At 70.6% G+C, this 22,629-nt stretch carries 22 protein-coding genes and 4 pseudogenes; 11 read left to right on the forward strand and 15 right to left on the reverse strand.

Translation table 11 applies throughout. The features are described 5' to 3' along the window. The first annotated feature begins 704 nt into the window (after window positions 1-704). A complete protein-coding gene (locus ACF1DX_RS37025) occupies window positions 705-1,175 on the forward strand; it encodes a hypothetical protein (RefSeq protein ID WP_391795585.1) in 471 nt (156 codons plus the stop codon). Window positions 1,176-1,312: 137 nt separating this feature from the next. Here ACF1DX_RS37025 and ACF1DX_RS37030 read toward each other — a convergent pair. The 7 genes and pseudogenes from ACF1DX_RS37030 to ACF1DX_RS37060 all read right to left on the reverse strand — a co-directional run. Next, window positions 1,313-1,486 (reverse strand): annotated as a pseudogene (locus ACF1DX_RS37030) (DUF5959 family protein); the annotation flags it as partial. Window positions 1,487-1,591: 105 nt separating this feature from the next. Further along, entirely contained in the window at window positions 1,592-1,846 is a 255-nt protein-coding gene (locus tag ACF1DX_RS37035) for a transposase family protein (RefSeq protein ID WP_391795541.1), read from the reverse strand. 713 nt (window positions 1,847-2,559) lie between these two features. Further along, a complete protein-coding gene (locus ACF1DX_RS37040) occupies window positions 2,560-2,898 on the reverse strand; it encodes a DUF4387 domain-containing protein (RefSeq protein WP_391795542.1) in 339 nt (112 codons plus the stop codon). Next, window positions 2,891-4,276 carry an acyclic terpene utilization AtuA family protein gene (locus ACF1DX_RS37045; protein WP_391795543.1) on the reverse strand — a complete coding sequence of 462 codons (1,386 nt, stop codon included), beginning with the start codon at window positions 4,274-4,276 and terminating at the stop codon, window positions 2,891-2,893. The genes ACF1DX_RS37040 and ACF1DX_RS37045 overlap by 8 nt, the downstream gene beginning before the upstream one ends. A gap of 44 nt (window positions 4,277-4,320) precedes the next feature. After that, the gene (locus ACF1DX_RS37050; RefSeq protein ID WP_391795544.1) at window positions 4,321-5,301 is read right to left on the reverse strand and encodes an NAD(P)-dependent oxidoreductase; all 981 of its coding nucleotides are present in this window, start codon (window positions 5,299-5,301) and stop codon (window positions 4,321-4,323) included. An 85-nt stretch (window positions 5,302-5,386) separates the two neighbouring features. Then, window positions 5,387-6,658, reverse strand: a complete 1,272-nt coding sequence (locus ACF1DX_RS37055) for an MFS transporter (RefSeq protein WP_391795545.1) — start codon at window positions 6,656-6,658, stop codon at window positions 5,387-5,389. Further along, window positions 6,655-7,740 carry a tartrate dehydrogenase gene (locus ACF1DX_RS37060; RefSeq protein WP_391795546.1) on the reverse strand — a complete coding sequence of 362 codons (1,086 nt, stop codon included), beginning with the start codon at window positions 7,738-7,740 and terminating at the stop codon, window positions 6,655-6,657. The genes ACF1DX_RS37055 and ACF1DX_RS37060 overlap by 4 nt, the downstream gene beginning before the upstream one ends. A gap of 136 nt (window positions 7,741-7,876) precedes the next feature. On the opposite strand from ACF1DX_RS37060, the gene ACF1DX_RS37065 reads away from it, so the two are divergent. Further along, a complete protein-coding gene (locus ACF1DX_RS37065) occupies window positions 7,877-8,812 on the forward strand; it encodes a LysR family transcriptional regulator (protein WP_391795547.1) in 936 nt (311 codons plus the stop codon). Between the two features lie 432 nt (window positions 8,813-9,244). Here ACF1DX_RS37065 and ACF1DX_RS37070 read toward each other — a convergent pair whose 3' ends face one another. Continuing rightward, entirely contained in the window at window positions 9,245-9,685 is a 441-nt protein-coding gene (locus ACF1DX_RS37070; protein WP_391795548.1) for a hypothetical protein, read from the reverse strand. 41 nt (window positions 9,686-9,726) lie between these two features. Here ACF1DX_RS37070 and ACF1DX_RS37075 point away from each other — a divergent pair, with 41 nt between their 5' ends. The 3 genes and pseudogenes from ACF1DX_RS37075 to ACF1DX_RS37085 form a co-directional block, all read left to right on the forward strand. Beyond that, on the forward strand, window positions 9,727-9,921 hold the full coding sequence (locus ACF1DX_RS37075; RefSeq protein ID WP_391795549.1) for a hypothetical protein: 195 nt from the start codon (window positions 9,727-9,729) through the stop codon (window positions 9,919-9,921). 134 nt (window positions 9,922-10,055) lie between these two features. Then, window positions 10,056-10,520 (forward strand): annotated as a pseudogene (locus ACF1DX_RS37080) (IS3 family transposase); the annotation flags it as partial. Window positions 10,521-10,566: 46 nt separating this feature from the next. Then, a pseudogene (locus ACF1DX_RS37085) lies at window positions 10,567-10,752 on the forward strand (IPT/TIG domain-containing protein); the annotation flags it as partial. A gap of 223 nt (window positions 10,753-10,975) precedes the next feature. On the opposite strand, the gene ACF1DX_RS37090 reads toward ACF1DX_RS37085, so the two are convergent. Together ACF1DX_RS37090 and ACF1DX_RS37095 are read right to left on the reverse strand one after the other, a co-directional pair. Next, on the reverse strand, window positions 10,976-11,821 hold the full coding sequence (locus ACF1DX_RS37090) for an alpha/beta fold hydrolase (RefSeq protein WP_391795550.1): 846 nt from the start codon (window positions 11,819-11,821) through the stop codon (window positions 10,976-10,978). A 123-nt stretch (window positions 11,822-11,944) separates the two neighbouring features. After that, complete coding sequence (locus ACF1DX_RS37095; protein ID WP_391795551.1) at window positions 11,945-12,913, reverse strand: NADP-dependent oxidoreductase; 969 nt, start codon at window positions 12,911-12,913, stop codon at window positions 11,945-11,947. A 110-nt stretch (window positions 12,914-13,023) separates the two neighbouring features. On the opposite strand from ACF1DX_RS37095, the gene ACF1DX_RS37100 reads away from it, so the two are divergent. Continuing rightward, window positions 13,024-13,623, forward strand: coding sequence for a TetR/AcrR family transcriptional regulator (locus ACF1DX_RS37100; protein ID WP_391795552.1), 600 nt, complete (start codon window positions 13,024-13,026; stop codon window positions 13,621-13,623). Window positions 13,624-14,259: 636 nt separating this feature from the next. Next, window positions 14,260-14,607, forward strand: a pseudogene (locus tag ACF1DX_RS37105) (MerR family transcriptional regulator). A gap of 283 nt (window positions 14,608-14,890) precedes the next feature. Here the strand turns inward: ACF1DX_RS37105 and ACF1DX_RS37110 are convergent. The 4 genes from ACF1DX_RS37110 to ACF1DX_RS37125 form a co-directional block, all read right to left on the reverse strand. Then, window positions 14,891-15,547 carry a hypothetical protein gene (locus ACF1DX_RS37110; RefSeq protein WP_391795553.1) on the reverse strand — a complete coding sequence of 219 codons (657 nt, stop codon included), beginning with the start codon at window positions 15,545-15,547 and terminating at the stop codon, window positions 14,891-14,893. 48 nt (window positions 15,548-15,595) lie between these two features. After that, window positions 15,596-17,800 carry a glycoside hydrolase domain-containing protein gene (locus tag ACF1DX_RS37115; RefSeq protein WP_391795554.1) on the reverse strand — a complete coding sequence of 735 codons (2,205 nt, stop codon included), beginning with the start codon at window positions 17,798-17,800 and terminating at the stop codon, window positions 15,596-15,598. A gap of 224 nt (window positions 17,801-18,024) precedes the next feature. Continuing rightward, window positions 18,025-18,399, reverse strand: coding sequence for a hypothetical protein (locus ACF1DX_RS37120; RefSeq protein WP_391795555.1), 375 nt, complete (start codon window positions 18,397-18,399; stop codon window positions 18,025-18,027). Between the two features lie 101 nt (window positions 18,400-18,500). After that, window positions 18,501-18,872 carry a hypothetical protein gene (locus ACF1DX_RS37125; RefSeq protein ID WP_391795556.1) on the reverse strand — a complete coding sequence of 124 codons (372 nt, stop codon included), beginning with the start codon at window positions 18,870-18,872 and terminating at the stop codon, window positions 18,501-18,503. A 950-nt stretch (window positions 18,873-19,822) separates the two neighbouring features. Between ACF1DX_RS37125 and ACF1DX_RS37130 the strand changes: the two genes are divergently transcribed. From ACF1DX_RS37130 to ACF1DX_RS37145, 4 genes are read left to right on the forward strand one after another with little or no spacing between them, the layout of a single operon-like run. Next, a complete protein-coding gene (locus ACF1DX_RS37130) occupies window positions 19,823-20,104 on the forward strand; it encodes a helix-turn-helix domain-containing protein (protein ID WP_391795557.1) in 282 nt (93 codons plus the stop codon). A 12-nt stretch (window positions 20,105-20,116) separates the two neighbouring features. Continuing rightward, window positions 20,117-20,338, forward strand: a complete 222-nt coding sequence (locus tag ACF1DX_RS37135) for a winged helix-turn-helix domain-containing protein (RefSeq protein WP_391795558.1) — start codon at window positions 20,117-20,119, stop codon at window positions 20,336-20,338. Beyond that, entirely contained in the window at window positions 20,335-20,910 is a 576-nt protein-coding gene (locus tag ACF1DX_RS37140) for a transposase (protein WP_391795559.1), read from the forward strand. Before ACF1DX_RS37135 ends, ACF1DX_RS37140 begins: the two co-directional genes overlap by 4 nt. 58 nt (window positions 20,911-20,968) lie before the next feature. Next, window positions 20,969-21,301: an ATP-binding protein gene (locus ACF1DX_RS37145; protein ID WP_391795583.1), complete on the forward strand. Its 333-nt coding sequence runs from the start codon at window positions 20,969-20,971 to the stop codon at window positions 21,299-21,301. A gap of 32 nt (window positions 21,302-21,333) precedes the next feature. Here the strand turns inward: ACF1DX_RS37145 and ACF1DX_RS37150 are convergent, their stop codons facing one another. Continuing rightward, window positions 21,334-22,602: an SGNH/GDSL hydrolase family protein gene (locus tag ACF1DX_RS37150; RefSeq protein WP_391795560.1), complete on the reverse strand. Its 1,269-nt coding sequence runs from the start codon at window positions 22,600-22,602 to the stop codon at window positions 21,334-21,336. Between the last annotated feature and the right edge of the window lie 27 nt (window positions 22,603-22,629).

The raw sequence follows: 22,629 nt of genomic DNA on the forward strand, positions 1-22,629 counted from the left end.
GGCCTCCCGGCGATCGAACCGAGGTGGGAACCGCCTCCGTGGCACCAGGGGCGACGTCCAGTTCGTGAGACGCCGGCAGGCGGGGAGTCGGCGCCTTCATCGAGGCCCGCGCGCACAGATACACCCTCAGGGCACTGGATGACGCGACTGGCACCGGCAACCTCCAGTGTCCGGTGGCATCGGTGCATGTCTCGCCTCGCCCGAGGTCTGAAGGCGCTGGCGGTGGACACGTTCACCGCCACGCTTGATGAGCAGCCGCCTGCCGTGAACGGTCAGCCGGGCATTACGGTGGGACACGAAGACCTCCGTGCGGTGTGTTCCTAGACAGCTCCACCACACCGGAGGTCTTCGCCATGACCAAGCCCGGACAGCGTTACCAACGCTCGTGATCAATACACCGCCACCGACCCCACTGCCTTGCTGTCGTCGCGCGGAACCTCGTACCGGCCCATCCGTCATCTCGCAGCCGCATGCGCCCGCATCGCCCGTCCTGTCCGCGGCAAGCCCGGCGGCCCCGGCCCGCGCGGCGAGCGCGCCGGCCAGTGGCCAGGAAGACAGCGGCCGGACCTGCAACGGACGCGCGCTTCGCCCACGGGCCGCTCGCCTCGTCGACGGCGACCGCGCGGACGGCCCGGTGCTCGACTGCCCGCCCGCCGACCTTCCGGCACTCGTCGACTGGGCGCTGGGCGAGGCGGAGCCGGGTGGTGCCGCCTGCACGCTCGGGCAAGGACGCCGACCCGTCGATCGTGCTGACCGCCTCCGCCGTCCAACGCCTTGATCTGCCGACCGTGTCGGAGGCCCGGCGTGGCCTGCGCCTGCCCGACGACCACCCGGTAATCAAGCAACCCACCACGTCTCGCTGGAAGCTGACGAAGCGGGGCTTCGGCCCGTGGGTGCGGGTCTGCCGCACGGCCGACGGCACACGCCGCCAGTGCGTGCAGTTCGCTGTCATGCCCTGGGGCGCCCTCGACACCCGTTCATGGGGGATGGCCGATCAGCTTCCGCCGGCCGAACTCGCCCGCCTGCTGTCCCCTTACGCCGCCCGTGTGCTCACCCCGTGCGGCTCCACCGCCGTCACCGGACTGGAACTGATGACCGCGCTGCGCCCGCCCACCCGCGCGGTGAAGGACCCGCCGCCGGCAAGTGGGTGTACGGTTCGATGCCCGGCTCGCTGAGTGAACCGGTGGAGTGCGCCCCGCCCGAGGCCCCCGACGGACATCCGGCCGTTGCCGCCCTGTATCCCCGCTTCCACCAGCGCACCCCCCCGACCAGGTACTGAACGAATAGGCCTGCCAGTGGGCGCACGGGACCAGCCCTCCGAGTCGGACAGGAACAGGGACATGGCCGGTCGACCGCTGACGAAGCTGCTCGTGATCAAGACCTCTGCGTGGAGCTGGTCATGAAGATGCAGTACACCCGGTGACCGACGCCCCGGCACACGTACCCGGAAGCCGCTGTCCCCAGCGGAGAGGCTGATCAGTTCCACCCTGCGCCTTCTGTTCTGACTGCCTTCAACCGCCAGGGCTCATGGTGCTGAATCAGAGCCTCAGCCACAACGAGATCGTCCCGGCCTCATTCCGTTGGGAATTCTTCATGCATTCCTCGTCCGTCCGGCACGGAGGGCCCACTGGGGCGCGTCCGTGAGCCACTCGGTGATCGCGGTCAGGGACCGCGCACCGGTCAGAACACCAGCGGCCGCGGCCGCAACGAGCGCCGTCAGCGGGAAACGCCGGCCACGACGGTCACGCGGGTCGGGCAGCCCGGCGAGAAACCGGACGAGGCACACCGCATCAGGCGACGGCTGCGGCGACGGGATACGGGCCAGTTGCTCCATGCCCGACGGCATGGGAGATGCTGAGACAGCAGACACGGTCTGCGGTTGCGGTCACGTGAACTCGACACTCACATGATCAACGAACCCGTGCCTGCACCTGCATCCGGACCTGCCTGCCATGACCGGCCGTCACCGGGCGATCCCACCCGACCCGTAAACACGCAAGGTCCCTGTGCCCGTGGGGCCGAGGAGCCTTGACCCGGAATCTTGGACATGGGCTGTGCGGCTCGGGCCAGGGTAGTTGATGTTGTGTCGAGTGCTGTCTCGTAAGGGAACGCGAGGCCCGCCTCGACGCGTTCCGCTGGCTCCACCGCTACAACACCCGACGCCGTCACTCCCGCCCCGGGACAACGCAGTCCCACGGTGATGACGATCCGGTGGCCGCCGCGAGCCATGTGCTCCGCCACGGCCCGGCCGATGCCGGCGGAGCCGCCTCCCACCAGGGCGGTGCGTCCCACGATGCCGTCTCCAGCCGGCGCGGGCCCCCGGCCGGGCCGCGGGGCCCTCGCCGGGGCGGGTCGCGACGAATGCGCCCAGCGTGTTCCCCGTCGCAGCGCCGGACCAGCGCGGAGTCCCCCCAGGCGGGACGGGCCGGGGGCGGGGGTCTTGGCCCGTCGAGCGGCGACGCGCGGAAGTCGGGCCTGTGTCGAGAGAGCACCGACATGCTTCCGGGCGCGACGCACGAAGGAACCGTGCGCCGCGCCCGGAAGGGTGCGGGAACGCCGTCAGCCCGCGGCGCGCTCCGGCAGCGGGAGCAGGGCCAGCGGCACGTGGTGCTGCCCCGAGTGCACGTCCCGGTCGCGCAGGGACGCCTGGCTGACCGGACGCGGGAAGGAGATCTTGACGACGTTCAGGGAGGGGATGCGGAACATCTGGACGTCCTCGGCGGGCACCCCGTAGAGCCGGGCCACGACGTGTTCGTCGAGGAACGACTCGTCGGCCGCGATGTGGTAGCCGTCCTCGTCGCGCAGGAAGACCTCCATCGTGGTCCAGAAGGGGCCGGCGTTCTTGGACCGGACCTCGTGCGCCAGGTCGCCCAGGACGGTGGGGCGGGACTCAGCCATGGTGCGGGGGCTCCTCGATCTCGGTGCGGAACATCTCGGTGGGGGTGACGGTGTCGACGACGTGGTGCAGCACGAACTCGTACGCGGGCCCGCGCTCGGTCTCGGCCGGCGAGGCGGGGAACGCCAGGCTCGGCAGGTAGTCCATGTCGGGCGTCGGCAGGTGCAGCATCAGCGGGTTGGCGATCTTCGCCACGGCGGTGGCGGTGGCCTGGTCCGGGGCGCTGACGAGGAGCATCACACCGACCTCGCGGGGCGGGCCGGACGCCGGGTCGAGGTCACCGAGGATCGCGTTGTGCCCGTACAGCCGCAGGTCGACGGCGTATTTGTCGTCGCTCAGCCCGATGGTCTGCTCCACCCGCTGCCGCAGCACGGTGTGCATGAGCTCCGCCCACTCGTCGATGTGCTCCAGGATGTGCGGATCCCGGATGGCGCTGAACGACATGGTCTCGTAACCGGTGACGCGGGCGCCCTCGAGCTTGATCGTGTGCTGGTCGGCCACGTGGAACCGGGAACCCTCGACCCGCACCCGGCGCTCGTCCAGGGCGGTGTAGGCGGCGTCCCGCACGTCCAGGGTGCCGTCCGGCTCGCGCATCTCGTAGGGGTTGACCGTCTCGTAGAGCATGTGGGCGGCGACCAGGATCGGCGTGCAGGACACGGCCGGGTCGAGCGGCTCGATGGTGAAGCCGCCGGCGTCGACGGTGGCCAGGACACCGCCCGCCCGCGGGTCGCTGGTGCACTGCCCGCCGCACTCGATGATCTTGGCGGCGTGCCAGGACGGCCCGGCCGGCATGCCCTTCATCAGCGGGTACGTGGCGGCGATGGCGGTGTCGGTGGCGCGTCCGGCGAGCACGACCTGGGCGCCGGCCTCCAGGGCGGCGACGATCGGCTCGTGCCCCATCACGCCCACGATGCGGGTGCAGCTCTCCAGCGTCTCGCGCCGCAGTGCGCCGAGCGGCGGCAGCGGGTGGACGCGTCCCTCGTCCAGGCGCTCGGCGAGCGTGCCCGCGTCCTGCTCGCTGTAGATGCGGGCCACCCTCAGGGACAGCTTCTCCTCCGCCTGGATGCCGGCGACGATCTCGGCGACCCGGTCGACACCGGCGTCCGTGCCGCTGGTGCCGCAGGAGCCGACGATCAGGGGGATGCCGGCGCTCGCCGCCGCCTTCAGCAGTACGCGCAGGTCGCGGGCGACCGCGGCGCGGGTGGTCTTGGGGCGGGAGGCGCCCAGGTAGTAGGGGCCGGAGTCGGTGCTGCCCGCGTCGACGGAGATGACGTCCGCGCCGAGTGCCAGGCCGCGTGCGACCGTGGCCTCGGGGAAACCGGCCCCGAGCATGCCGGTCGGTGCCAGGACCTTGACCTGGTCCACCCGTTCGTTGTCCATGTTCCTTCTTCCTCTCGTCGGCCGGCGCGGGGCGCGGCCGGCGTTCATCCGTGGTCGCCGGCGGGCGGCTTGGGCAGGGGGGTGTTGACGGCGTGCCGGGGCTTTCCGGCCAGGGCGGCGACGATCTCGGCCGCCCCCTCGGTGCCGGCGGCGGCCCGGGCCTCGGCGGTCTGTCCCGCGAGGTGCGAGTAGACGTCGATGCCGTCGACGCCGCGCAGCGGGCTGTCGGCCGGGAGCGGCTCCTCGGTGACGACGTCGAGGGCGGCGCCGGCGATCCGCCCGGTGCGCACGGCGTCGGCGAGGGCCTGTTCGTCGACGACGGCTCCCCGGGCGGTGTTGACGAGGACCGCCGTCGGCTTCATCAGCGCGAACGCGGAGGCGTCCAGGAGCCCGCGGGTCCGCTCGGTGAGCCGGGTGTGCACCGAGACGTGGTCGGACGCGGCGAGGAGCTCGGGCAGGTCCACGAAGCGCACCGAGGGGTCGGTGCGCCCGCTCTCCGGCACGCCCGTCGTGCACAGCACGCGCATCCCGAACGCCTGCGCCAGCGGCACCACGGCCCGGGCCGCGGCTCCGTAGCCGATGAGGCCGAGGGTCGAGCCGCGCAGCTCGTGGCCGTCGTGCCGGGGCCAGCCGCCGGCCGCCACCCCGGCCGCGCTGCGGACCAGTCCGCGGGCCGTCGCGAGGAGCAGGCCCATGGTGTACTCGGCCACGGCGCCCGCGTTGACGCCCGGGAGGTTGCTCACGGTGATGCCGAGCCGGGTGGCGGCGGCGACGTCGATCGCGTCGTACCCGACGCCGGTCCGGACCACGGCCCGCAGGCGCGGGGCGCGGGACAGCACCTCGGCGGTCAGCGGGTCGTGCCCGACGAGCGCGGCGTCGGCGTCCCGGAGAGCGGCCACCAGCGCCTCGGGGCCGCTCCGGCCTGCGAGCGGGGCGTGCACCGTGGTGTGGCCGTGCCCGGTGAGGTACCGGTCGATGTCGTCGCCCGGCCGCAGGTAGTCGGTGGTGATCAGGATGCGGGGCACGCGGTCCTCGTCTCTCGTGTCTCTCGTGGTCGCCCGTGCGTCGTCCTCCGGCCGCGGTCGCGGGCCCGGCGGGGCCGGGCGGCGGTCATGCGACGGTGGCGGCGGGGCTGCGCCGCTGCAGCCTGCTGATCCTGATGATGACCGCCACGGACAGGGAGGCCACCAGGGCGATGTCCAGGAGCATCAGCGGCCAGCCGTTCACGTCGACCATCGCGCCGACCAGGGCGGGGCCCAGGAAGCCGCCGCTCGCCCAGCTGACGGTGTACATCCCGGCGTACGTGCCGAAGACCCGGGCGGAGGGGGCGAGGTTCCACAGCACCACCACGGCGTTGACCAGGAAGCTGCTCGCGCCCGCCGCGCCGACGCACAGGGCCACCACGGTCCCGGTCGGGTTCTGGGCGAGCGTGCCCAGCACCATGGCCGCCACGAACACGCACATGCCCGCCGTCATCACGCGCAACCGTCCGTAGCGCTCGGCGAACAGCGCCGACGGGTAGGCGGCCAGCAGGAAGGCGACCCCGCTCGGCAGGGTCAGGCCGCCGGCCTCGCCGCGGGTGAGGTCCAGGGCCTCCATGCCGTACGGCGTGACCAGGGAGCGGGACGCCGCCCAGGCGCTGCTGAACAGCAGGATGGCGGCGAGCAGCAGCAGCCGGCTGCGGTCCGGGGAACGGAGGATGTCGAGGAAGGTGTCGCGCACGCGGGGCTCCGCGTGGTCGGCCGCGGCGGCCTCCGCGGCCTCGGCCACGGCCGCCCAGTAGGCCGGGGACCGGTTGTCGCGCACCGTCGCGGCGAGGATCGCGATCGAGAGGAGCATGAGGGCCGCGGGGACCGTGAAGGCGACGTACAGGTGGTCGTCGACGAGGAGCAGGCTGAGCAGCGCCGTGACGATGACCGTGAGGCTGGAGGCGATCTTCACCGCCGCGTTGGCCCGGCTGCGCCGCTCGGGTGCGACGAAGTCCGGGACGAGCGCCTCGGCGATCGGCTTGAAGGTGTTGGCGACCAGCGCGTACGAGAACATGACGGCGATCAGCAGCGGCAGGGATCCCGAGGCGTGGGGGATGACGAGGAACAGGGCGGCGGCCACCGGCATCCCTGCCACCAGGTAGGGCATGCGCCGGCCCCAGGAGGTCCTGGTGCGGTCGGAGCGGTTGCCGATCCACGGCTGGATGAAGATGCCGAGCAGGTTGTCCATGCCCATGAGCAGTCCCACGACGGCGGCGCCGGTGAGGTGCTCACGCAGCAGCGGCGGCAGCTGGGACTCGTAGAAGTTCCACGTCGACTCCTGCGCGAAGACCGCGAGCGCGACGAGGAATGTGATGCGCCGGGTGTGCGCGCCCTTCGCGGCCGGCGCCGTCATGGCCGTCCCTCGGCGATCCGGGTGGCGACCGCCTCTCCCAGCCCGGCGGTGGTGCCGGTGCCGCCGAGGTCGGGGGTGAGGACGTCGGGCCGTTCGTCGAGCACGCTCTCCACCGCGGCCACGACGTGGGCGGCCGCCTCGTGCTCTCCGAGGTGGTCCAGCATCATCGCGCCGCTCCAGATCTGGCCGACCGGGTTGGCGATGCCGAGCCCGGCGATGTCCGGGGCCGAGCCGTGCACCGGTTCGAACAGGCTGGGGTAGGTGCGCTCGGGGTTGATGTTGGCGCTGGGGGCGATGCCGATGGTGCCGGTGCAGGCGGGGCCCAGGTCGGACAGGATGTCGCCGAAGAGGTTGCTGGCGACCACGACCTCGTAGCGGCCGGGCTGGAGGACGAACCGCGCGGTGAGGATGTCGATGTGGTCCTTGTCGGCGGTCACCTCGGGGTACCGCTTCGCCATCAGCTCGGCCCGCTCGTCCCAGTAGGGCATGGTGACGGAGATGCCGTTGCTCTTGGTGGCCCAGGTGAGCCGCTTGCGGGGGCGCTGCGCGGCGAGTTCGAAGGCGTAGCGCAGCACGCGGTCGACGCCGGTGCGGGTCATGACGGTCTCCTGGACCACCGTCTCCCGGTCGGTGCCCTCGAAGATGCGGCCGCCGATGCTGCTGTACTCGCCCTCGGTGTTCTCCCGGACGACGTAGAAGTCGATGTCCCCGGGCCGGTGGTCGCGCAGCGGGCTGCGCACGCCGCGCAGCAGCCGGACCGGACGCAGGTTGACGTACTGGTCGAAGCCGCGCCGCAGCTGCAGCAGGCTCCCCCACAGCGACACGTGGTCCGGGACCACCTCCGGCCACCCGACCGCGCCGAAGTAGAGCGCGTCGAAGCCGCCCAGCACGTCCTTCCAGTCGGCGGGGAGCATGGTGCCGTGCCGCAGCCAGTAGTCGGCGCTGGCGAAGTCGAACTCGGTGACGTCCAGGGCGAATCCGTGGACGTCGGCGGCCGCGCGCAGGCAGCGCAGCCCTTCGGGGACCACCTCGCGGCCGATCCCGTCCCCGGGGATCGCTGCGATGCGATGGGTGTGCGGCAAGGCTCGGCTCCTCGGACTGCGGCTCTTCCGCGGCCCGGGGCCGCGGACCCACCGGAGAGTGCGGTGGGTGTCCGCCCACCCTGGCCAGCCGCGACGGCCTCCACAAGCGGGTGGCGGGCAAGGTAGCCTTTCGCCCATGGAAAGCCACCGGCCGGCGGGCGGCCGTGCGGCGGTGAGCCGCTCGTCCCTGGACGACCTCCAGTTCTTCCGGGTGGTCGCGTCGAGCGAGACCCTCACGGCCGCGTCCCGGGAACTGGGGTGCTCCCTGCCCGTGGTCAGCAAGCGGCTCAGCGCCCTGGAGCGCCGCCTCGGGGTGCGGCTGGTCCAGCGCGGGGCGCGCCGGCTGGTGCTGACCTCGGAGGGCACCCTGTACGCGGCGCGCGTGGAGACGATCCTCGGCCAGCTGCGGGAGCTGGAGGACACCCTCACCGACCGGTCGGCGGGGCTGTACGGCACCCTGGTGGTCGAGTGCACCCTCGGGCTCGGGCGCGCCCATGTCGCCCCGCTGCTCGGCGAGTTCGCGGAGGCCCACCCGGCGCTCCACGTACGCCTGCAGACCTCGGCGCTCCCGCTGCGGCGGCGGGAATTCGACGTCGCCGTCCACGTCGGCACGCCGCCCGACTCCTCGTTGCGCATGCGCCGGCTCGCGCGGAACCGGCGCCTGCCGTGCGCCTCGCCGTCCTACCTCGCCCGGCACGGCACCCCGGCCCGGGTCGAGGACCTGGCCCGCCACGACTGCATCGTGCTGCGCGAGAACGAGAGTGACTACGCGCTCTGGCGGTTCGGCGACGCGGGTCACCCCCGGCACATCCGGGTCGACGGCAGCCTGTCGAGCAACGACGGCGACGTGGTGACCGGCTGGGCCCTGGAGGGACGCGGGGTGATCATGCGGTCCGAGTGGCACGTCAGGCCGCACCTGGAACGCGGTGAGCTGGTCCGGGTCCTGCCGCACGTCCCGACGCCGCCCGCCGACATCTACGCGCTGACCGAGGACGACGAGCACGTCCCGCGGCGGGTCAGCGAGCTCATCGACTTCCTCGCCGCCCGGCTCCCGCGACGGCTCGGCGCCTGACGCCGCGGGCCGCACGCGGGGCTCCCCCGCCCACCGGGGCACGCGGGGGCGTGTGCCACCCTCCTGTCGGATGGCTCTGAGGATTTCAGTAGCGCGAGATTCGTTGTGCGCCAGTCCGCCGAGGTAAGAGGCTGTCAACGACAGACGCTCGCCCAAGTCGGTTCACGTCGCCGGGTTGCCCCATCGCCTGCGCGGTGACGGTTGCCGGAACCTTGGCTCCGGGGTAGCGCTCCTCCAGTTCCCCGATCGGAGACTGCACCCGGAGAGGCGTCTCACCAGGGCTGACTCCCCGCAGCAGGGGAAGGGGTGGCGGTTCCTCGCCGTTCGACCATTGCCCCTCGATGACCAGGTCCGGCCCGATCAGTCGCCGCCCTTGCTCGCGGGCCTCCTGGGCCTGCCGCGCGGGCGGGGGCGTCCGTATCACTCGCAAGGTCAGCGTACGCCCGACATATGATTCCTTTCGGACCGGCTCCGGCAGCGCTGGCTGGCCGCGGCGGGGCTCAAGCGGGTGCCCTCGGCCGGTAGGCCACAATCGCGGGGCGTGCCGTTCGGAGTCGTAGGCCGACAAGTACGGTCGCCGGTGACCGGGTTGACCGTCTTGCGGGCCTGTTCGATCCACCGCTCCAACTTGCGGGAGTACTGCGCACGTTCACCGGGCGTTTCTATGACGGGGAGCCCGTAGACCTCGGAGATGGCGCGTTCGGGAGAGAGCCCGAGGTGCAGCGCGTACCCGTACAGGGTTGCGATGGTCTCCGCCCGTAGCCGCACCCCGTTCTGCTTCTTCTCGTGGGGCGAAGGAAGGCTCAGTGAGACAAGCCAGATCGAGCTGCGGGGCGCCTCACGGGAGGCCTCGGCGGCCTTCTTGTCGCGCACGCCGCCCGGGATCTGGGCATCCACAAGGAAGGCCTGCGGCAATGGGTCTGAGGGCCGAGGCCGACCAGGCCGACCAGGGCGACCGGCCCGACCTGCTCAGCACGGACGAGAAGCGTGAACTCGCCCTGCTTCGCAGGGAAAACGCGGAGTTGAGACGGGCGAACGAGATCCTGAGAGCCGCCTCGGTGTTTTTCGCGAAGGAGCTCGACCAGCCCCGCACGAGGCCGACGCGGTGATCAACCACCTCCGCGACGACTTCGGGGTCGAGCCGGTCTGCCGGGAGCTGGGACTGTCGGTCTCGGCATACAACGCCCGCCCCAGGCGGCCGAAGTCAGCCCGGCGCCTGCGCGACGAGTAACCGCTGATCAAGATCCGTGCAGCTCACGCCGCAACCGGCGAGACCTGTAGCGCCCGCAGGATCCACCGCCAGCTGCGGCGCGAAAGCGTCACCGCGGTCCGCTGCACCATCGAACGGTTGATGCGCAAGGACGGTCTGGAGGGTGTCATCCGTGGCCGGCGACGTCGGACCACGGTGCCCGAGCCGACCGCCCCGCACCCGCCGGACCTGGTCAACCGGCTCTTCACCGCCATACGTCCGAACCAGCTCTGGGTAGCCGACCTGACCTATGTCCGGACCTGGTCCGGCTGTGTCTATGTCGCGTTCGTCCTGGACGTGTACTCGCGGATGATCGTGGGATGGCAGCTCGCGACCCACATGCGCACCGATCTCCCGCTGGACGCCCTGGAGATGGCGCTGTGGCGCCGGGGCATCAAGAAGGAATCGGGCCTGATGCACCACAGTGATCGCGGCAGCCCGTACGTCTCGATCCGCTACAGCCAACGGCTGATGGTATGCCTCCAGCACGCTGTCGGTACTGTCGGTGGTACCGGTCAGGGACAGGGCGGGTGCCAAGGTCACCCTGGCCGGCACCGGCTTCTCCCCCACCGCCACCAGCGATGTCGTGACCTTCGGCGGCAAGGCCGCCACCGCCACCTCCGCCTCCGCCACCCGCCTCGTGGTGACCGTGCCCGCGGATGCGGTCAGCGGGAAGGTGGCCGCGACCGTGGCCGGCAGGAGCGTCGAGGCCACCGACTCGTTCGCGGTGGCCCCCTGCGGCTCCACCATCTCGAAGATCGAACCGGCCTCCGGTGTGACCGGCGCCCAAGTCGCCCTCACCAGCATGGGGTTCGCGGCGGCCCCGACCGACAACGTGGTGCGCTTCAACGGCATCGTCGCCGAGATCAAGGACCGCACCCCCGCTCTGCGTCACCGGCTGCCGGCGGATGCGGTCAGGACACCGTCGTGTGCTCAGCGAGGAAGGCGAGGACGGTGGAGTCGAAGCGCTCCGGTTCCTCCAGGGACGGCAGGTGGCCCGAGTGCTCGAACACTTCCAGGCGGGCCGACGGCAGCAGCCGGGCCATCCGCTCGGCCTCCGCCGGCGGGTTGAGGATGTCGTGGCGTCCGCTGATCAGCAGGGTCGGGATCTCGAGGGTGGGCAGGTCGGCTCGGAAGTCGAACCCGAGGACGGCTTTGTTGGCGGCCTCGATCTGCTCCGGGCTCAGCGCGAGCCCGAGACTGTGCCGGGAGACGTACCAGTCACGCACCTGGTCGCGGACGGACGGCGGTGTCTCCGGCGCGAACAGGCGGTCGCTGAGCCACTGCTGCTGCTGTTCACGGGAGAGTCCCCGCAGTTCGTCGGCGTGTTCGGCGAGCACGCGGTCCGTGGAGGACGTGCGGCCGTGGGACGTGGCCACCACCAGGATCAACTCCCGTACGCGCTGCGGTAGGGCGAGCGCCAGAGCCTGTGCCACGTAGCTGCCCATCGAGCCGCCCAGCACGGCGGTCCGGGCGAGGCCCAGCTCGTCCAGCAGCCCGATCATGTCGTCGACGTGGTCGCGCAGCGAAAAGGCGGCAGGACGTGTGCTGCGCCCGTGGCCGCGCAGGTCGGGCGCGACGACCCGGTGGGAGCGGGCCAATGCCTCGATCTCGCGGCGCTGTGCGGAAGCGTCCACGCCGACGCCGTGGAGCATCAGCAGCGGCGCACCCGAGCCGGCTTCCGTGACGTGCAGTTCGATCCCGTTGACGGACCGGACGTATTCAGACAGCTCGGGTGGGGCGGACGGGTCGGCGGCCATGATCGGACCACCTCGCTTTCTGTCGAGCGGATCAGGACCGCGGTGTGGGGGGCCGTCGCTCGCCTGCGGGTGTACCGATGAGGATGAGGACGGGTCGGGAACGGGACGCCGGGCGGCCGTCGCTCACATGGTGACGACGAGCTTGCCCAGGGTGTGGGTGCGGACCAGGTCGACACATGCCTGCGGGCCCTGGTCGAGGGTGTAGCGGCGGCTGATGGTCGCGGGCAGCCGGCCGTCCACCGCGAGTGCGCCGACCTCGCGCATGCCGCCGAACTCCCCGCCCAGGTCGAGCAGGAAGCGCAGGTCCACGTCGTCGCGGCCGAGGACCTCCGGCGCGGGCGGCGGGAAGATGATCGTGATCAGGCGACCGCCAGGCCGAAGCGTCCGGGCGAGTCCGGTCAGCCGGTCATCGGGCAACGTCAGGTTCAACGCGACGTCGATGTCCGCGGGGTAGTCGCTCGCCGCGTAGCCGATGACCTCGCTCGCACCCAGCTCGCGCAGGACGTCGGCGTCCGCAGGGGTGCCCGTGGCGATCACGCGCGCCCCGGCGGCGGCGAGCAGCGGGACCACGGCGGTACCGACGCCACCGGTCGCGCCGACGACGAGGACGCTCTCGCCGTCCTTCACCTCGGCCGATCCGATCACCGACAGCGCGGTCAGGCCCGCGGTCGCCACGGCGGCGGCGTCCGGCGCGGACAGCCCCGCCGGGCGGTGCGCGATCAGCGGGGTGTCTGCCTCGAAGACCGCGTACTCGGCGAGCGAGCCCGTGCTCAGCGAGGGACGGGACGGGTCGGCCACCGCGCGCATGGCGCGGGGAACGGCCTCGCCGAAGACCTCGTCACCCACCCGGAAGGCGGTGACGCCGGGACCGACCTCGCTCACCGTCCCGGCGAAGTCGTTGCCCGGTATGTGCGGGAACGGCAGGTCCACGGCCGCGCGGTACTCACCGCCGGGCAGCCGAATGTCGGTCGGGTTGAGCGAGGCGGCGGCGATCCGGACCTGGATCTGACCGGGCCCCGGTCGGGGTGCCGGTACCTCCTGCACCGTGAACTGCTCGGGCGGTCCGTATGCGTGCGCGACGACGGCCTTCATGGACAGCGCTCCCTGCGGGGTCTCATACACGGCAACCTGACCGTGCGGTCCGGTTATGGCGGGACCGTAACCCTAAACGGACCGAGCGGTCAACTTGCTAGTCTCTCCGTGTGACCTCACCCCGACCGCTGCGCGCGGACGCCGCCAGAAACCGGAAGCTGCTGCTCGCCGCCGCGGCGGACGAGTTCGACGTGCGAGGGCTGGATGTGTCGGTGGCCGACATCGCCCGCCGGGCCGGCGTCGGCAAGGGCACGGTCTTCCGGCATTTCGCGACCAAGGACGACCTCATCGCCGCGATCGTCCTCGACCGGATCGCCGCACTCACCGAGACGGGTGGAGAACTGCTCGACGCCCCCGATGCGGGAGCCGCGCTGCTGGAGTTCCTGTCCGCCGTGGCGCGCGAGATGCAGCACTTCGACCTGGCGTACCTCCAGCGCGCCGCCGAGCTCGACCCTGAGCTGTCCCGGGCCCAGGAGCGGCTGTTCCGGCACGTCCATGTGCTGGTCGAGCGCGCCCGTTCGTACGGCGCGGTGCGCGCGGACGTCACCGGAGCAGATGTCGTGGCGCTGATGTGCGCGCCGAAGCACGCGGCGAGCTCACTGCCGGACGCCCCGCCCGACCTCTGGCAGCGCTACCTCGCGATCATCTTCGACGGCCTGCGCCCCGCGGGAGCCCACCCGCTGCCCCAGCCACCGCCCCCCTCCCCGTGAGGGGGACGCGGGCGCTCACCGGCGCGTTCGGTCAGAGGTCCGCCGGCGAGCAGCGATGGCCTCGGTCACCTGTCCGACAGCGAGAAAGGTCCGTACGCGTCCTGGGGGAGGTTCGGGGCGTGCTCCCTTCCCCCGGCACTGGGGCCCTTCCGGGCCTGCCGGCGCCGTTTTCCTCGCCGGTGCGAGGACGGCACCCTGGAGCGGGTCTGCCGCGCTGTCCTGCCCGAACAGGATCGCGGCTGGCAGCGGAGCCTGGCCGCCTGCACCGACTCCTTTATCACCCCGAACACGGCAGAGACGAACTGCCGTGCACGCAGGTCAAGCGGGACACGGCCCCCGGTAGCAGCCGGCCGCAAGCAGTAGCCATGTTATGAGTGCAGTGAAGTAACCGAAGGTAAGGAGCGGAACGCCATCAGGATCACCCGGGCGAGGACGAGTCCGCCCGGGTACCGCAGGCCCCAGATTGGAAGGTGGTCCCGGTCACGCATCCGCGATCGCCGCAGTCCCGCCCTATCAGGCGGAATCTGCGGACGACGAAGGCCGGCACGGTCTGCCGGTAGATGGTGTTGAAAGCTCGGGGCCCGGGTGCCGTACGGCACCCGGGCCCCGAGCCGCGTCCCCAGGAAGAAGAGGTCCATGCCCTCTGCCAGAACCCGCCCCGTCGATAACCTCGACGACGACTACCCCGCGTACACGAGGGGCCGGGCCGCCGAGATGCTCGGCACCACCCCCGCCTTCCCTGCGCTCCCTGGGCGATCACCGCCTGATCACCCCCTTGCGCTCCGAAGGCGGTCACCGCCGTTTCTCCGCTACCGGCTGCGCGTCGCCGCCCGCGCCCGTGAACTCGTCGGCCATGGAACACCCATCGAGGCTGCCTGCCGCATCGTCACCCTCGAGGACCAGCTGGAAGAAGCCCGACGCATCAACGAGGAACTACGCGCCCAGGGCCGCGACTGGCAGTCGAACACCCCGGCTTCGGCATGATGTCCCCCACGCCTGAACTGCCGTCGTCCGGAGAGATCGCAACCGCACTGCACGCCCACCGGTGGCTGGAAGCGGTGACCAGCTCGCCGTCCGGGGCGTCCCCTGGCCGCCGCCCAAGAGCTGGAAGGGAGGCGCTGACCAGGCGCTAGGTGATGGCGTCCGGCCGGTGCCCTTACGTCGTCACGCCCCGTGTTCTCTCCCACGGCCAGTCGCCGGGTACAGCGGCCAGGGTCCCGGTGCCGGCCGGAAGGTGCCTGCCGGCACCGGTCGCCCTGCGTCGACGTCAAGCGCCCAGAGCGAGCGTCCCCGCGCCCTGGCCGGGTGCGTCGTCCCAGCTGCGGATCCTGGCCGCGAGTCGCTTCAGGCGGGCATCCGAGGGAGGCACGTCGATCTGGAAGTGTGACTCGTTCGGGCGGCGGAAGTCTCCGCCCCAGGCCACGACGTCCTGGCATTCCTTGAGGATGTCTCGGAGCGTGGCCCGTTGATGGGGAAAGAGACTGTCCTTGACGCCCTCCGGGTACCAGGTCGGGCGGATCGCGACCGCAGTCCCCGAAGCGTGATTGGTCGCGTACCCCTTCAGCTTGCCGTCCGCAGGGCGGAAGCCGATCACCTCACCGTCGACGAGCGTGTCGATCTCGTAGTGGTAGCGGCGGATGACATGGACGAGCACGGTCGCCGCTTCGCCGATGCGCAGGGCCACGGAAACGGAACTGCCCGCCACCTTACGGGTCCAGATGGCTCCTGCGGTGTCGGCCTGTCGTTCCATCGGCCAGCCGTTGGCGCTCGTGGGGTGAACAGGCGAGCCGTCCGCGGCCGCCGCCCGTGTGGACGCGGACGCGGAGGAGGGGATGGCGAGCGCGGTGAGGCTCGCTGCCGTGGTCAGGCCGAGGCCGGTGCGCAGCACGCCACGGCGCGAGGGGGGTGTGGATGAGATGGTCATGCCCGTCCTGTCTGAGAGTGTGGACTGCGATGGGTGGCGATCGGCGCATCAGAGGCCGCGCAGGGGCGCGTTGTACTTCTCGAAGACCTGGTGCAGGCCGAGCATCGCCGTGCCGTAGTTCTGGGCTCGTTCCTCGGTGCCGTTGTAGCGGGCCAGTGTCAGACGGGTGTGCTCCTCGCTGGTCGACATGGACGGTTGGGGGACGCCGACATCGGCGGCTCCCTCGATCAGGACCGCGGGCATCGTGCTGATGTTGTAGTCGTGGTCGTTGTGCAGTCGCTGCCAGACGTTCCAAAGGTCGTTCTCGTTGGCGGCGTCCATGATGGTGCCGCCGATCAGGCCGGCCCGGATGCAGTGGTTGCGGCCGCGAATGGCGGTGGCGGCGAGGATCTGCCCGAGACCGGTGCTGGCGTCGTTCTTGGTGCTGATCCCGGTCCCGTCGTAGTAGTCGATGACGGCCTCGTCGCCGACGACATCCAGCGTGTTGTACATCCGTATCTCCCACAGCAACGGGCTCTGGATGATGGCCTTGCGCATCCTGAAGGTGCGGGCGAGCCGGGTGACCAGTCCGTCGAAGTTCATCAGGATGTCGAACGACTGCGTGGTCGACCGGTAGGTGAGGGACTGGGCGCCCTCGTCCCCGCCTTCCTCGGGCACGCCCAGGGAATTGAGGAGATATGACTGCACGTCCGCCAGCAGGGCGTTCCGTCTGGACATGTCCATACTGACGTCCAGGTCAGCGGTGATCTGCTGGGGGTTGTAAGTGTTCTGGCCGGAGTCACGGCCGGACACGATGTTGTTGTCGATCTCGATCAGGCCGTTGCCGGCTCCCACCGAGATCGTGGAGATCTGGTCGAACGCCCAGTCACCGGGCAGCGGATAACCGAGGTTCCCGGAGAAGCCCGTGGACATGTCGCAGACGAAGCTGGCCGAGGTGTATCCCGCGGCGGCGACTCGACTGCACACGTTGCGGGGCCCGTAGATACCCGTCAGGTACCCCTGGCCGTGCTCGTTCATCACGTCCCGGATCGCCCGGAAGTGCGGAAGGATGTTGTCGGTGACCTCGTAGTCGAGCGCGTCGAAGTCCACGGCGAAGTAGATGCGTGTGCCCGGCTTGAAACCGTAGTGCTTGGCCCGCTCGATGGCGGCGAAGGCGTCGGCGACGCCCTGTTCACGGCGGAAGTAGGCTGCTTCCCCGCCCCAGGTCTGGTAGATCGGGAAGCAGCTCAGACCGTGAGCGGCCATCCGGCCCAGCTCACCGGATTTGATCTTTTTGTCGAGTGAGGTGTTGGGAACGTTCGACAGGTAGCGGCCCACGATCCGGTACCCCGCGTCCCTGAGCGCCACCGCCCGGTCGTTGGTGACCTCGGTGACGCAGTCCGCCGCAGTTCCCTTGCGGGTGGCGTCACCGGTGGACACCAGCAGCGAGGCCCAGGTCTGGAAGTCCCCGTGGCCGGTGACCGGGAGCTTCACGAAGTTCTGGAAGCTGCGTACGCGGGTGGCCAGATCGGCGTCGAACTGACTGGAGAAGAACACCCCCCCTCGCTTGTTGAAGATCATGGCGGCGGTGAAGAGACTCACCCACGTGCCCGACGAGCCCTCCGACAGGGGGTTGTTCCTGATGCCCTGCTGGGTGCCGGGGCCGAAGACGCCGTTCGCGACATCGTCGCTCATACCGATCTCGTACTGGATCGCGAACATGAGGGCCTTCTGCACGTCCCGTGAGAAGTGGCCGTCGCACGGGACGATGAAGAAGTTCCGGCGGCCGACGTAGCGGCCGTTCATCCACTGCTGTACCGCGCGGGTCAGCTCGCTGCCACCCTCGGTGGCGACGTAGGCGTCCATGGTCAGCAACGCCTTGAAGACCTTGGGCGTCACACCGTCCGCGAAGGCGCCGTCGACGCCCATGTTCTGCGTCAGCTCGCGGACCGACGCCGCGACCAGGCCGTTGTAGGTGCCGTCGATGCCGCCGCCGTCGTATCCCTTGCAGTACAGCGCCGACTGCACGATCTTGAGGATCTTCTCGTGCCGGGTGCCCGCGTCGATGACGGGGTGGCGGGACTGGAGGGTGGCGAGCGTGGTGGGGCCGAAGCTGTCGGACAGAGCGGTGATACCCAGCTCGTGCTGGAGTGCCCGGGTCAGTGCGAACATGACGGCCCAGCCGGTGCGGCCGTTCTCCTCCACCTTGGGGATTCCGCCGACGTTGTAGGAGTTGATGAACTTCTGTGCCTCGATGACCATTTGATCGGCCATGCTGGGTCCTCTCACAGGCACGCGGGCGGATGGCCGGCGCGAGCGCAGATGTTGGCTGCCACCAGGCGGTGCAGACGATGGGGTGGGCGGATCCGTCGCGGTTCGCGCGGATGCCATAGGCGTGGCACGGCCGGGAACGCGCCGGACGGGCCGGTGCGCGCACCGGCCCGCGAGGAGGCGTTCTTCAGCAGGTCGTTCTCTCGGCCATGTACGTCGCCACCGCGTCAGCAGTACTCGACGCCGTCGATCCAGTTGGTGGCGTTGTCGATGTAGTAGCTGGCCATGTAACCGCGGTGGCCGCTCGGGGTAAGCACCCACACCCAGTAGGGGTTGCCGCCCACAGTCTGCGCGCCCTCCTGCTGGCAGTACACCCACACCTGGGCCGGGTTGCTCACCGTTGTCTGCACGGAGGGACAGTTGGCGGCGGACGGGTACAGATAGCACTGCTCCCCGCCGCCGGCACGGACGTTGACGCCGGAGGCCCAGACACCGTAGTAGCCCTCGCCGTGTCCGGTCGCGTGGGCAGAGCCCGCCGTGCCGAAGACCAGGCCGGCGGCGGCGATGGCCGTGGACGCCACGGCAGCGACAGTGGCTCTCACGGAACGGATCATGATGGTTTCCCCCTCGGGACGGTTGGACGATCGATGCCGGATCGGCATCCATGAACGATTGCGACGGAGTCGGCCGTGATCCCTTGCTGTCACCCGGGTGAGCAAGGGATCAAGGGGTTGGTCTCGGAGCTGACGGACGTGTCCTTCATCCATCCCCACACTCCGTTGTCCGCTTTGGTCAACAACCAGCGGTTGGGGTGCGGGCCGCCCACGTAACCACCGTGGTCGAGACGGCAACTGAACCAGCTGTACGTCGTGTACATGTAACCGACGACCTTGCCGGTGCCGTCGAACTTGTCGTAGACCTTCGCGGCGTAGACGTTGTAGCAGTAGTAGGCGTTCGTCTCGAGCGTGCACTGGTGCTGGGCGCCCGCCGAGGCTGTGGGCGTGATCAGGCCCAGGCTCCCCAGCGCGGCGGCGACGGTCAGTGCGGCGGCTCGTGCGCGCAAGTGGAATCGCATGAAGTGTCCCCCTCTTCGTGCAGCCGTCGTCAGTGGTGGGCTGAGGCCGGCAGGTGGGCGGGTCGGTCTCTGCCACGTACGCGGAGGTGCTGTACCCGTGCCGCGCGACCGATCCGCTCGTGGACGAAAGGCTAGGAGAGTGCCGCCGGGTCCGGTCCTGACAGATGTCAGGGAGTCAGCAGGAACGGGGAGGGGCCGGAGGGCCGGGCAGGGACGTCGGCCAGCGTGATCCGTCGGGTTGCTGCGCGCCGGTCATTGGGAGGCGTCTCACCGCATCTCGGCCCGTCTTCCCGAAGGCCGACGCATGAGACACGGACCAGCCGCCTCACGCCCCGGCCGCGGAGAAGCCACGAGGGCACGGGTTCCACATGTGAAGCCGACCGCCGCGCTGTGAACCGCCGGAGTGAACGGCCCACGGCGCGGCGGTCATTGCGGCTACTCGAGCCGGCCGGAACAGGACTGCAGGTCCGGAATCCCTCGATGAGGACCGGAAATGGACGAGTACGGGCGGCCCCAAGTGCCGAAGCGCACTCCGCCAGCCCATCCGGCTTCCTCGGGGCCCGGGACGATCGAAGAGGTGAGGCTGCGACCCGGGGCAGCGGTGCTTGATGCCGGGCCCGGGCCGCCGGGGCGAGGGTGGGCTCGGTGACGGGGGCGTCACCGAGCACCCGGTCGAAGGCCGCGAGCAGGTCGTCGGAGAGTTGCACTCCGGAGGCAGCGGCGTTGGCGTGGAGACCTGATTGGGACGGGTGGTTCAGAACCCCAACAACCAGCTTCCGTACTCGGAGCCGTCCACGACGAGGTGCAGGCCGAAGGCGCCTGGACACAGCACCAGGACCGCCCGGACCCGGCTCGTTGATGCTCCCCTCGACGAAGCAGTCGGGCGCCTCGTCGCCCACACCCAGGGCGGAGGCGACGCCCGGGGCTGCGCCCGGTGTGAGCATGTTGGTGTGTCTTCCAAGCCGCAGGATGCTGTTGCTGATGTCTCCGTTCTGCCGCTGACGCGGCCGCAGTTGGCCGAGGCCCGGCGCATGCGCGCGGCCGAGTTGTTCGAGCAGGGACGTCCTTCATCCGAGGTTGCCCGGACAGTGGGGATGCATCCGGAGAGTGTGCGCCGGTGGAAACGCCTGTGGGAGCAGGGCGGGGCTGAGGCGCCGCGGCGGCGTCCGGCTGCCGGTCGGCCGCCCAAGCTGGACGACGCCCAGGTCGAAGCGGTGCGAGCCGCCTTGTAGCAGGGCGCCAGGGTGCACGGGTTCGAGGCGGACCTGTGGACGCTGGAACGGGTCGGCGTGGTGGTTGAGCGGGTGACCGGGGTGATGTTGGCCCGGGCATCGGTATGGCGCCTGCTGACCGGGCGGCTGGGGTGGGATCTGCAGCGGCCCCGGCGACAGGCCGTCGAGCGGGACGAGTGTGAGATCGTCCGGTGGGTCGCCCACGAGTGGCCGCGCATCAAAAGGGGGCGGTGAAGAAACGTGCCTGGATCGTGTTCCTCGACGAATCGGGCGTGTCGCTGCTGCCTCAGGTGCGCCGCACCTACGCGCCCCGCGGCCGCACCCCTACCCTGCGGCACCGGCTGAGCTGGAAACGAGCCGGGATGGCCGCCGTGCTGGGCTATCACGCCGCCGACGGTGGACGCGGCCCGCGACTGTGCTTCCACCTCAAGCCGGGCAGCTACGACACCGCTTCCCTGATCGAGGTGCTGGAACAGATCAAGACCTTCTACGCCGGTGAGCCGGTGGTGTTGGTAGGGGACGGACTGTCCGCCCACTGGAGCCGGGGCATGCGGGCCTGGGTGGCCGAGCAGGACTGGCTCACCCTCGAGCGGCTGCCGGCCTACGCACCCGAACTCAACCCGGTCGAACTGCTGTGGTCGGCCATCAAGACCCGCGAGCTGGCCAACCTCGCCGGCGACCACCTCGCAGACGTCGCCGACGCAGCCGAACGCGGCATCCACCGAGTCTGCTCCAGCGAGCAACTCCCGTGCTCCTTCCTCACCCACACCGGCCTTACCATTCATTCACAACCACCACAGAACTAACGGAAAACTCAGTAAGCCTGTGATTTCAGGCGCATCACACTAGGATGTCCTTAAGTTCCTGGAATGGATGGGGTGTCGGGAGAACTTCTGCATCTGCGGGCCCTCTGGCACGGGCAAGAGCCACTTCACCGATGCCCTCGGCCAGACCGTGGTCGAGGCCGGACTGACCGTACCCTGGTTCACCATCGAGGATCTCGGAGTCCTGGTCCGCTGGCACTGCGCGGACGACTCCATCGCCCGGGCCCTGGCGAAAATCATCCGCTCGGACCTGATCATCGTCGACGACATCGGGCTCCTGCCCGTCTCACCGGACGCCTCGGAGGGCTTCTACCGCCTGGTCGACGCCGCCTACGAACGACGCTCGATCGCAGCGGGCACGGGCCCGCAGTGAGGGGCAGCGGCTGGCTGCTGAGGAGAGTCGGTTCACTGCTCCAGTACGGCGAGGTCGATGGCGTCGGCCATGGCGCGGTATCCGGCCGGATTGGGGTGGAGGTGGTCGCCGATGTGCAGCCCTTCGCGGATGCGGCCGGTGCCGTCCGGGTCCAGTGCGCGGGCGAAGTCAACGACGGCGTCGTAGGCGCCGCTGGTGCTGATCCACTGGTTGACCCGGCCTCGGATCGCTTCACCTGCAGGGGTCCAGCCGGCCGCGCCCCGGTATGGGGGGAGCGTGGCACCGACGATTCTGACGCCGCGGGTGTGGGCGGCACGGATCAGTGCGCGGTGCCCGTCGATGAGCTGTCGGGCGGTGACCGGAGGTGTGGGGTTTGCGGTGCCGCTCGCCGGGTCGTCGGACTGCTGGATGTCGTTGATGCCGATGAGCACGAGGACCGTGCCGACGCGGGGCTGGTCGAGAACGTCTCGCGTGAACCGCGCGAGGCCGGCGTCGCCGCCGAGAGGGGCGTCGGTGAGCAGCTTGTTGGAGCCGATGCCGGCGTTGAGGACGGGGTGGGGGCGGGCGGCGCTGAGCAGGCGTTCGGCGAGGAGGTCGGGGTAGCGGTCGTGGCCGTCGATGGTCGCGCCGAATCCGTCGGTGATCGAATCGCCGAAGGTGACGACCGCGTGGGGCAGGGGGTGTGGGCCGGTGGTCTCGACGCCCTCGAGGTAGTACCAGGATCCGTAAGCGGGCTGGACGGTGTCGGTGTAGGCGGTGGCGGCCGGTTCGCGGTGGTGGTCGCCTTCGGCGCGGTAGGCGGTGGTCATGGACAGCTGGTGATAGGTGGCCGGCCCGGTGGCCCCTTTGAAGTAGAGGGTGATGGTGAGGTCGTCGAGCGGTTCGGTGGGCAGGGTGACCGGGTCGCTGACGGCGCGCCCGTTCGCGGGGATGGTCGTGGAGGAGGAGCCGGCGAAGCGCAGGGTGCGCATGGTGTTCGGCTGCACGGCTGCGGCGCCGGCGGTGTGGCCGATGCTGGCGCCGGTGAGGTGCAGGGGTGTGTGGCCGTAGGCGTTGGAGAGGCGGATTCTGACCTGGGTGCCGCCGGCGTGGAGGCGGACGTTCTGGCGGAGCGATTGGTTGGTGAAGCCCTGCTCGGCCCAGGTCTCGAACCACGGTGCAGCGGAGGGTCGCATGACCGGGGTGGTCCACGCGCCGTGCCAGAGCGCGGAGCCAAACACCCAGGGGGCGGCCTCGGGGTCGGGAGGCGCGGCCGGCACGACGTGGGTGAGCAGGGACGGACGAGGCTCGGGCGAACTCATGACTGAACGCTCCTTCTTCGGCGCGTG

Source organism: Streptomyces sp. NPDC014676, from assembly GCF_043084105.1.
Classification (GTDB): domain Bacteria; phylum Actinomycetota; class Actinomycetes; order Streptomycetales; family Streptomycetaceae; genus Streptomyces.

Excerpts from the sequence above, each read along its gene's own strand:
- ACF1DX_RS37075 (WP_391795549.1), top strand. The coding sequence starts at position 9,727 with ATGGGTCTGAGGGCCGAGGCCGACCAGGCCGACCAGGGCGACCGGCCC.
- ACF1DX_RS37095 (WP_391795551.1), bottom strand. The coding sequence starts at position 12,913 with ATGAAGGCCGTCGTCGCGCACGCATACGGACCGCCCGAGCAGTTCACG.
- ACF1DX_RS37150 (WP_391795560.1), bottom strand. The coding sequence starts at position 22,602 with ATGAGTTCGCCCGAGCCTCGTCCGTCCCTGCTCACCCACGTCGTGCCG.
- ACF1DX_RS37065 (WP_391795547.1), top strand. The coding sequence starts at position 7,877 with ATGGAAAGCCACCGGCCGGCGGGCGGCCGTGCGGCGGTGAGCCGCTCG.
- ACF1DX_RS37115 (WP_391795554.1), bottom strand. The coding sequence starts at position 17,800 with ATGGCCGATCAAATGGTCATCGAGGCACAGAAGTTCATCAACTCCTAC.
- ACF1DX_RS37045 (WP_391795543.1), bottom strand. The coding sequence starts at position 4,276 with ATGGACAACGAACGGGTGGACCAGGTCAAGGTCCTGGCACCGACCGGC.
- ACF1DX_RS37035 (WP_391795541.1), bottom strand. The coding sequence starts at position 1,846 with ATGCCGTCGGGCATGGAGCAACTGGCCCGTATCCCGTCGCCGCAGCCG.
- ACF1DX_RS37125 (WP_391795556.1), bottom strand. The coding sequence starts at position 18,872 with ATGCGATTCCACTTGCGCGCACGAGCCGCCGCACTGACCGTCGCCGCC.
- ACF1DX_RS37090 (WP_391795550.1), bottom strand. The coding sequence starts at position 11,821 with ATGGCCGCCGACCCGTCCGCCCCACCCGAGCTGTCTGAATACGTCCGG.
- ACF1DX_RS37110 (WP_391795553.1), bottom strand. The coding sequence starts at position 15,547 with ATGACCATCTCATCCACACCCCCCTCGCGCCGTGGCGTGCTGCGCACC.
- ACF1DX_RS37055 (WP_391795545.1), bottom strand. The coding sequence starts at position 6,658 with ATGACGGCGCCGGCCGCGAAGGGCGCGCACACCCGGCGCATCACATTC.
- ACF1DX_RS37040 (WP_391795542.1), bottom strand. The coding sequence starts at position 2,898 with ATGGCTGAGTCCCGCCCCACCGTCCTGGGCGACCTGGCGCACGAGGTC.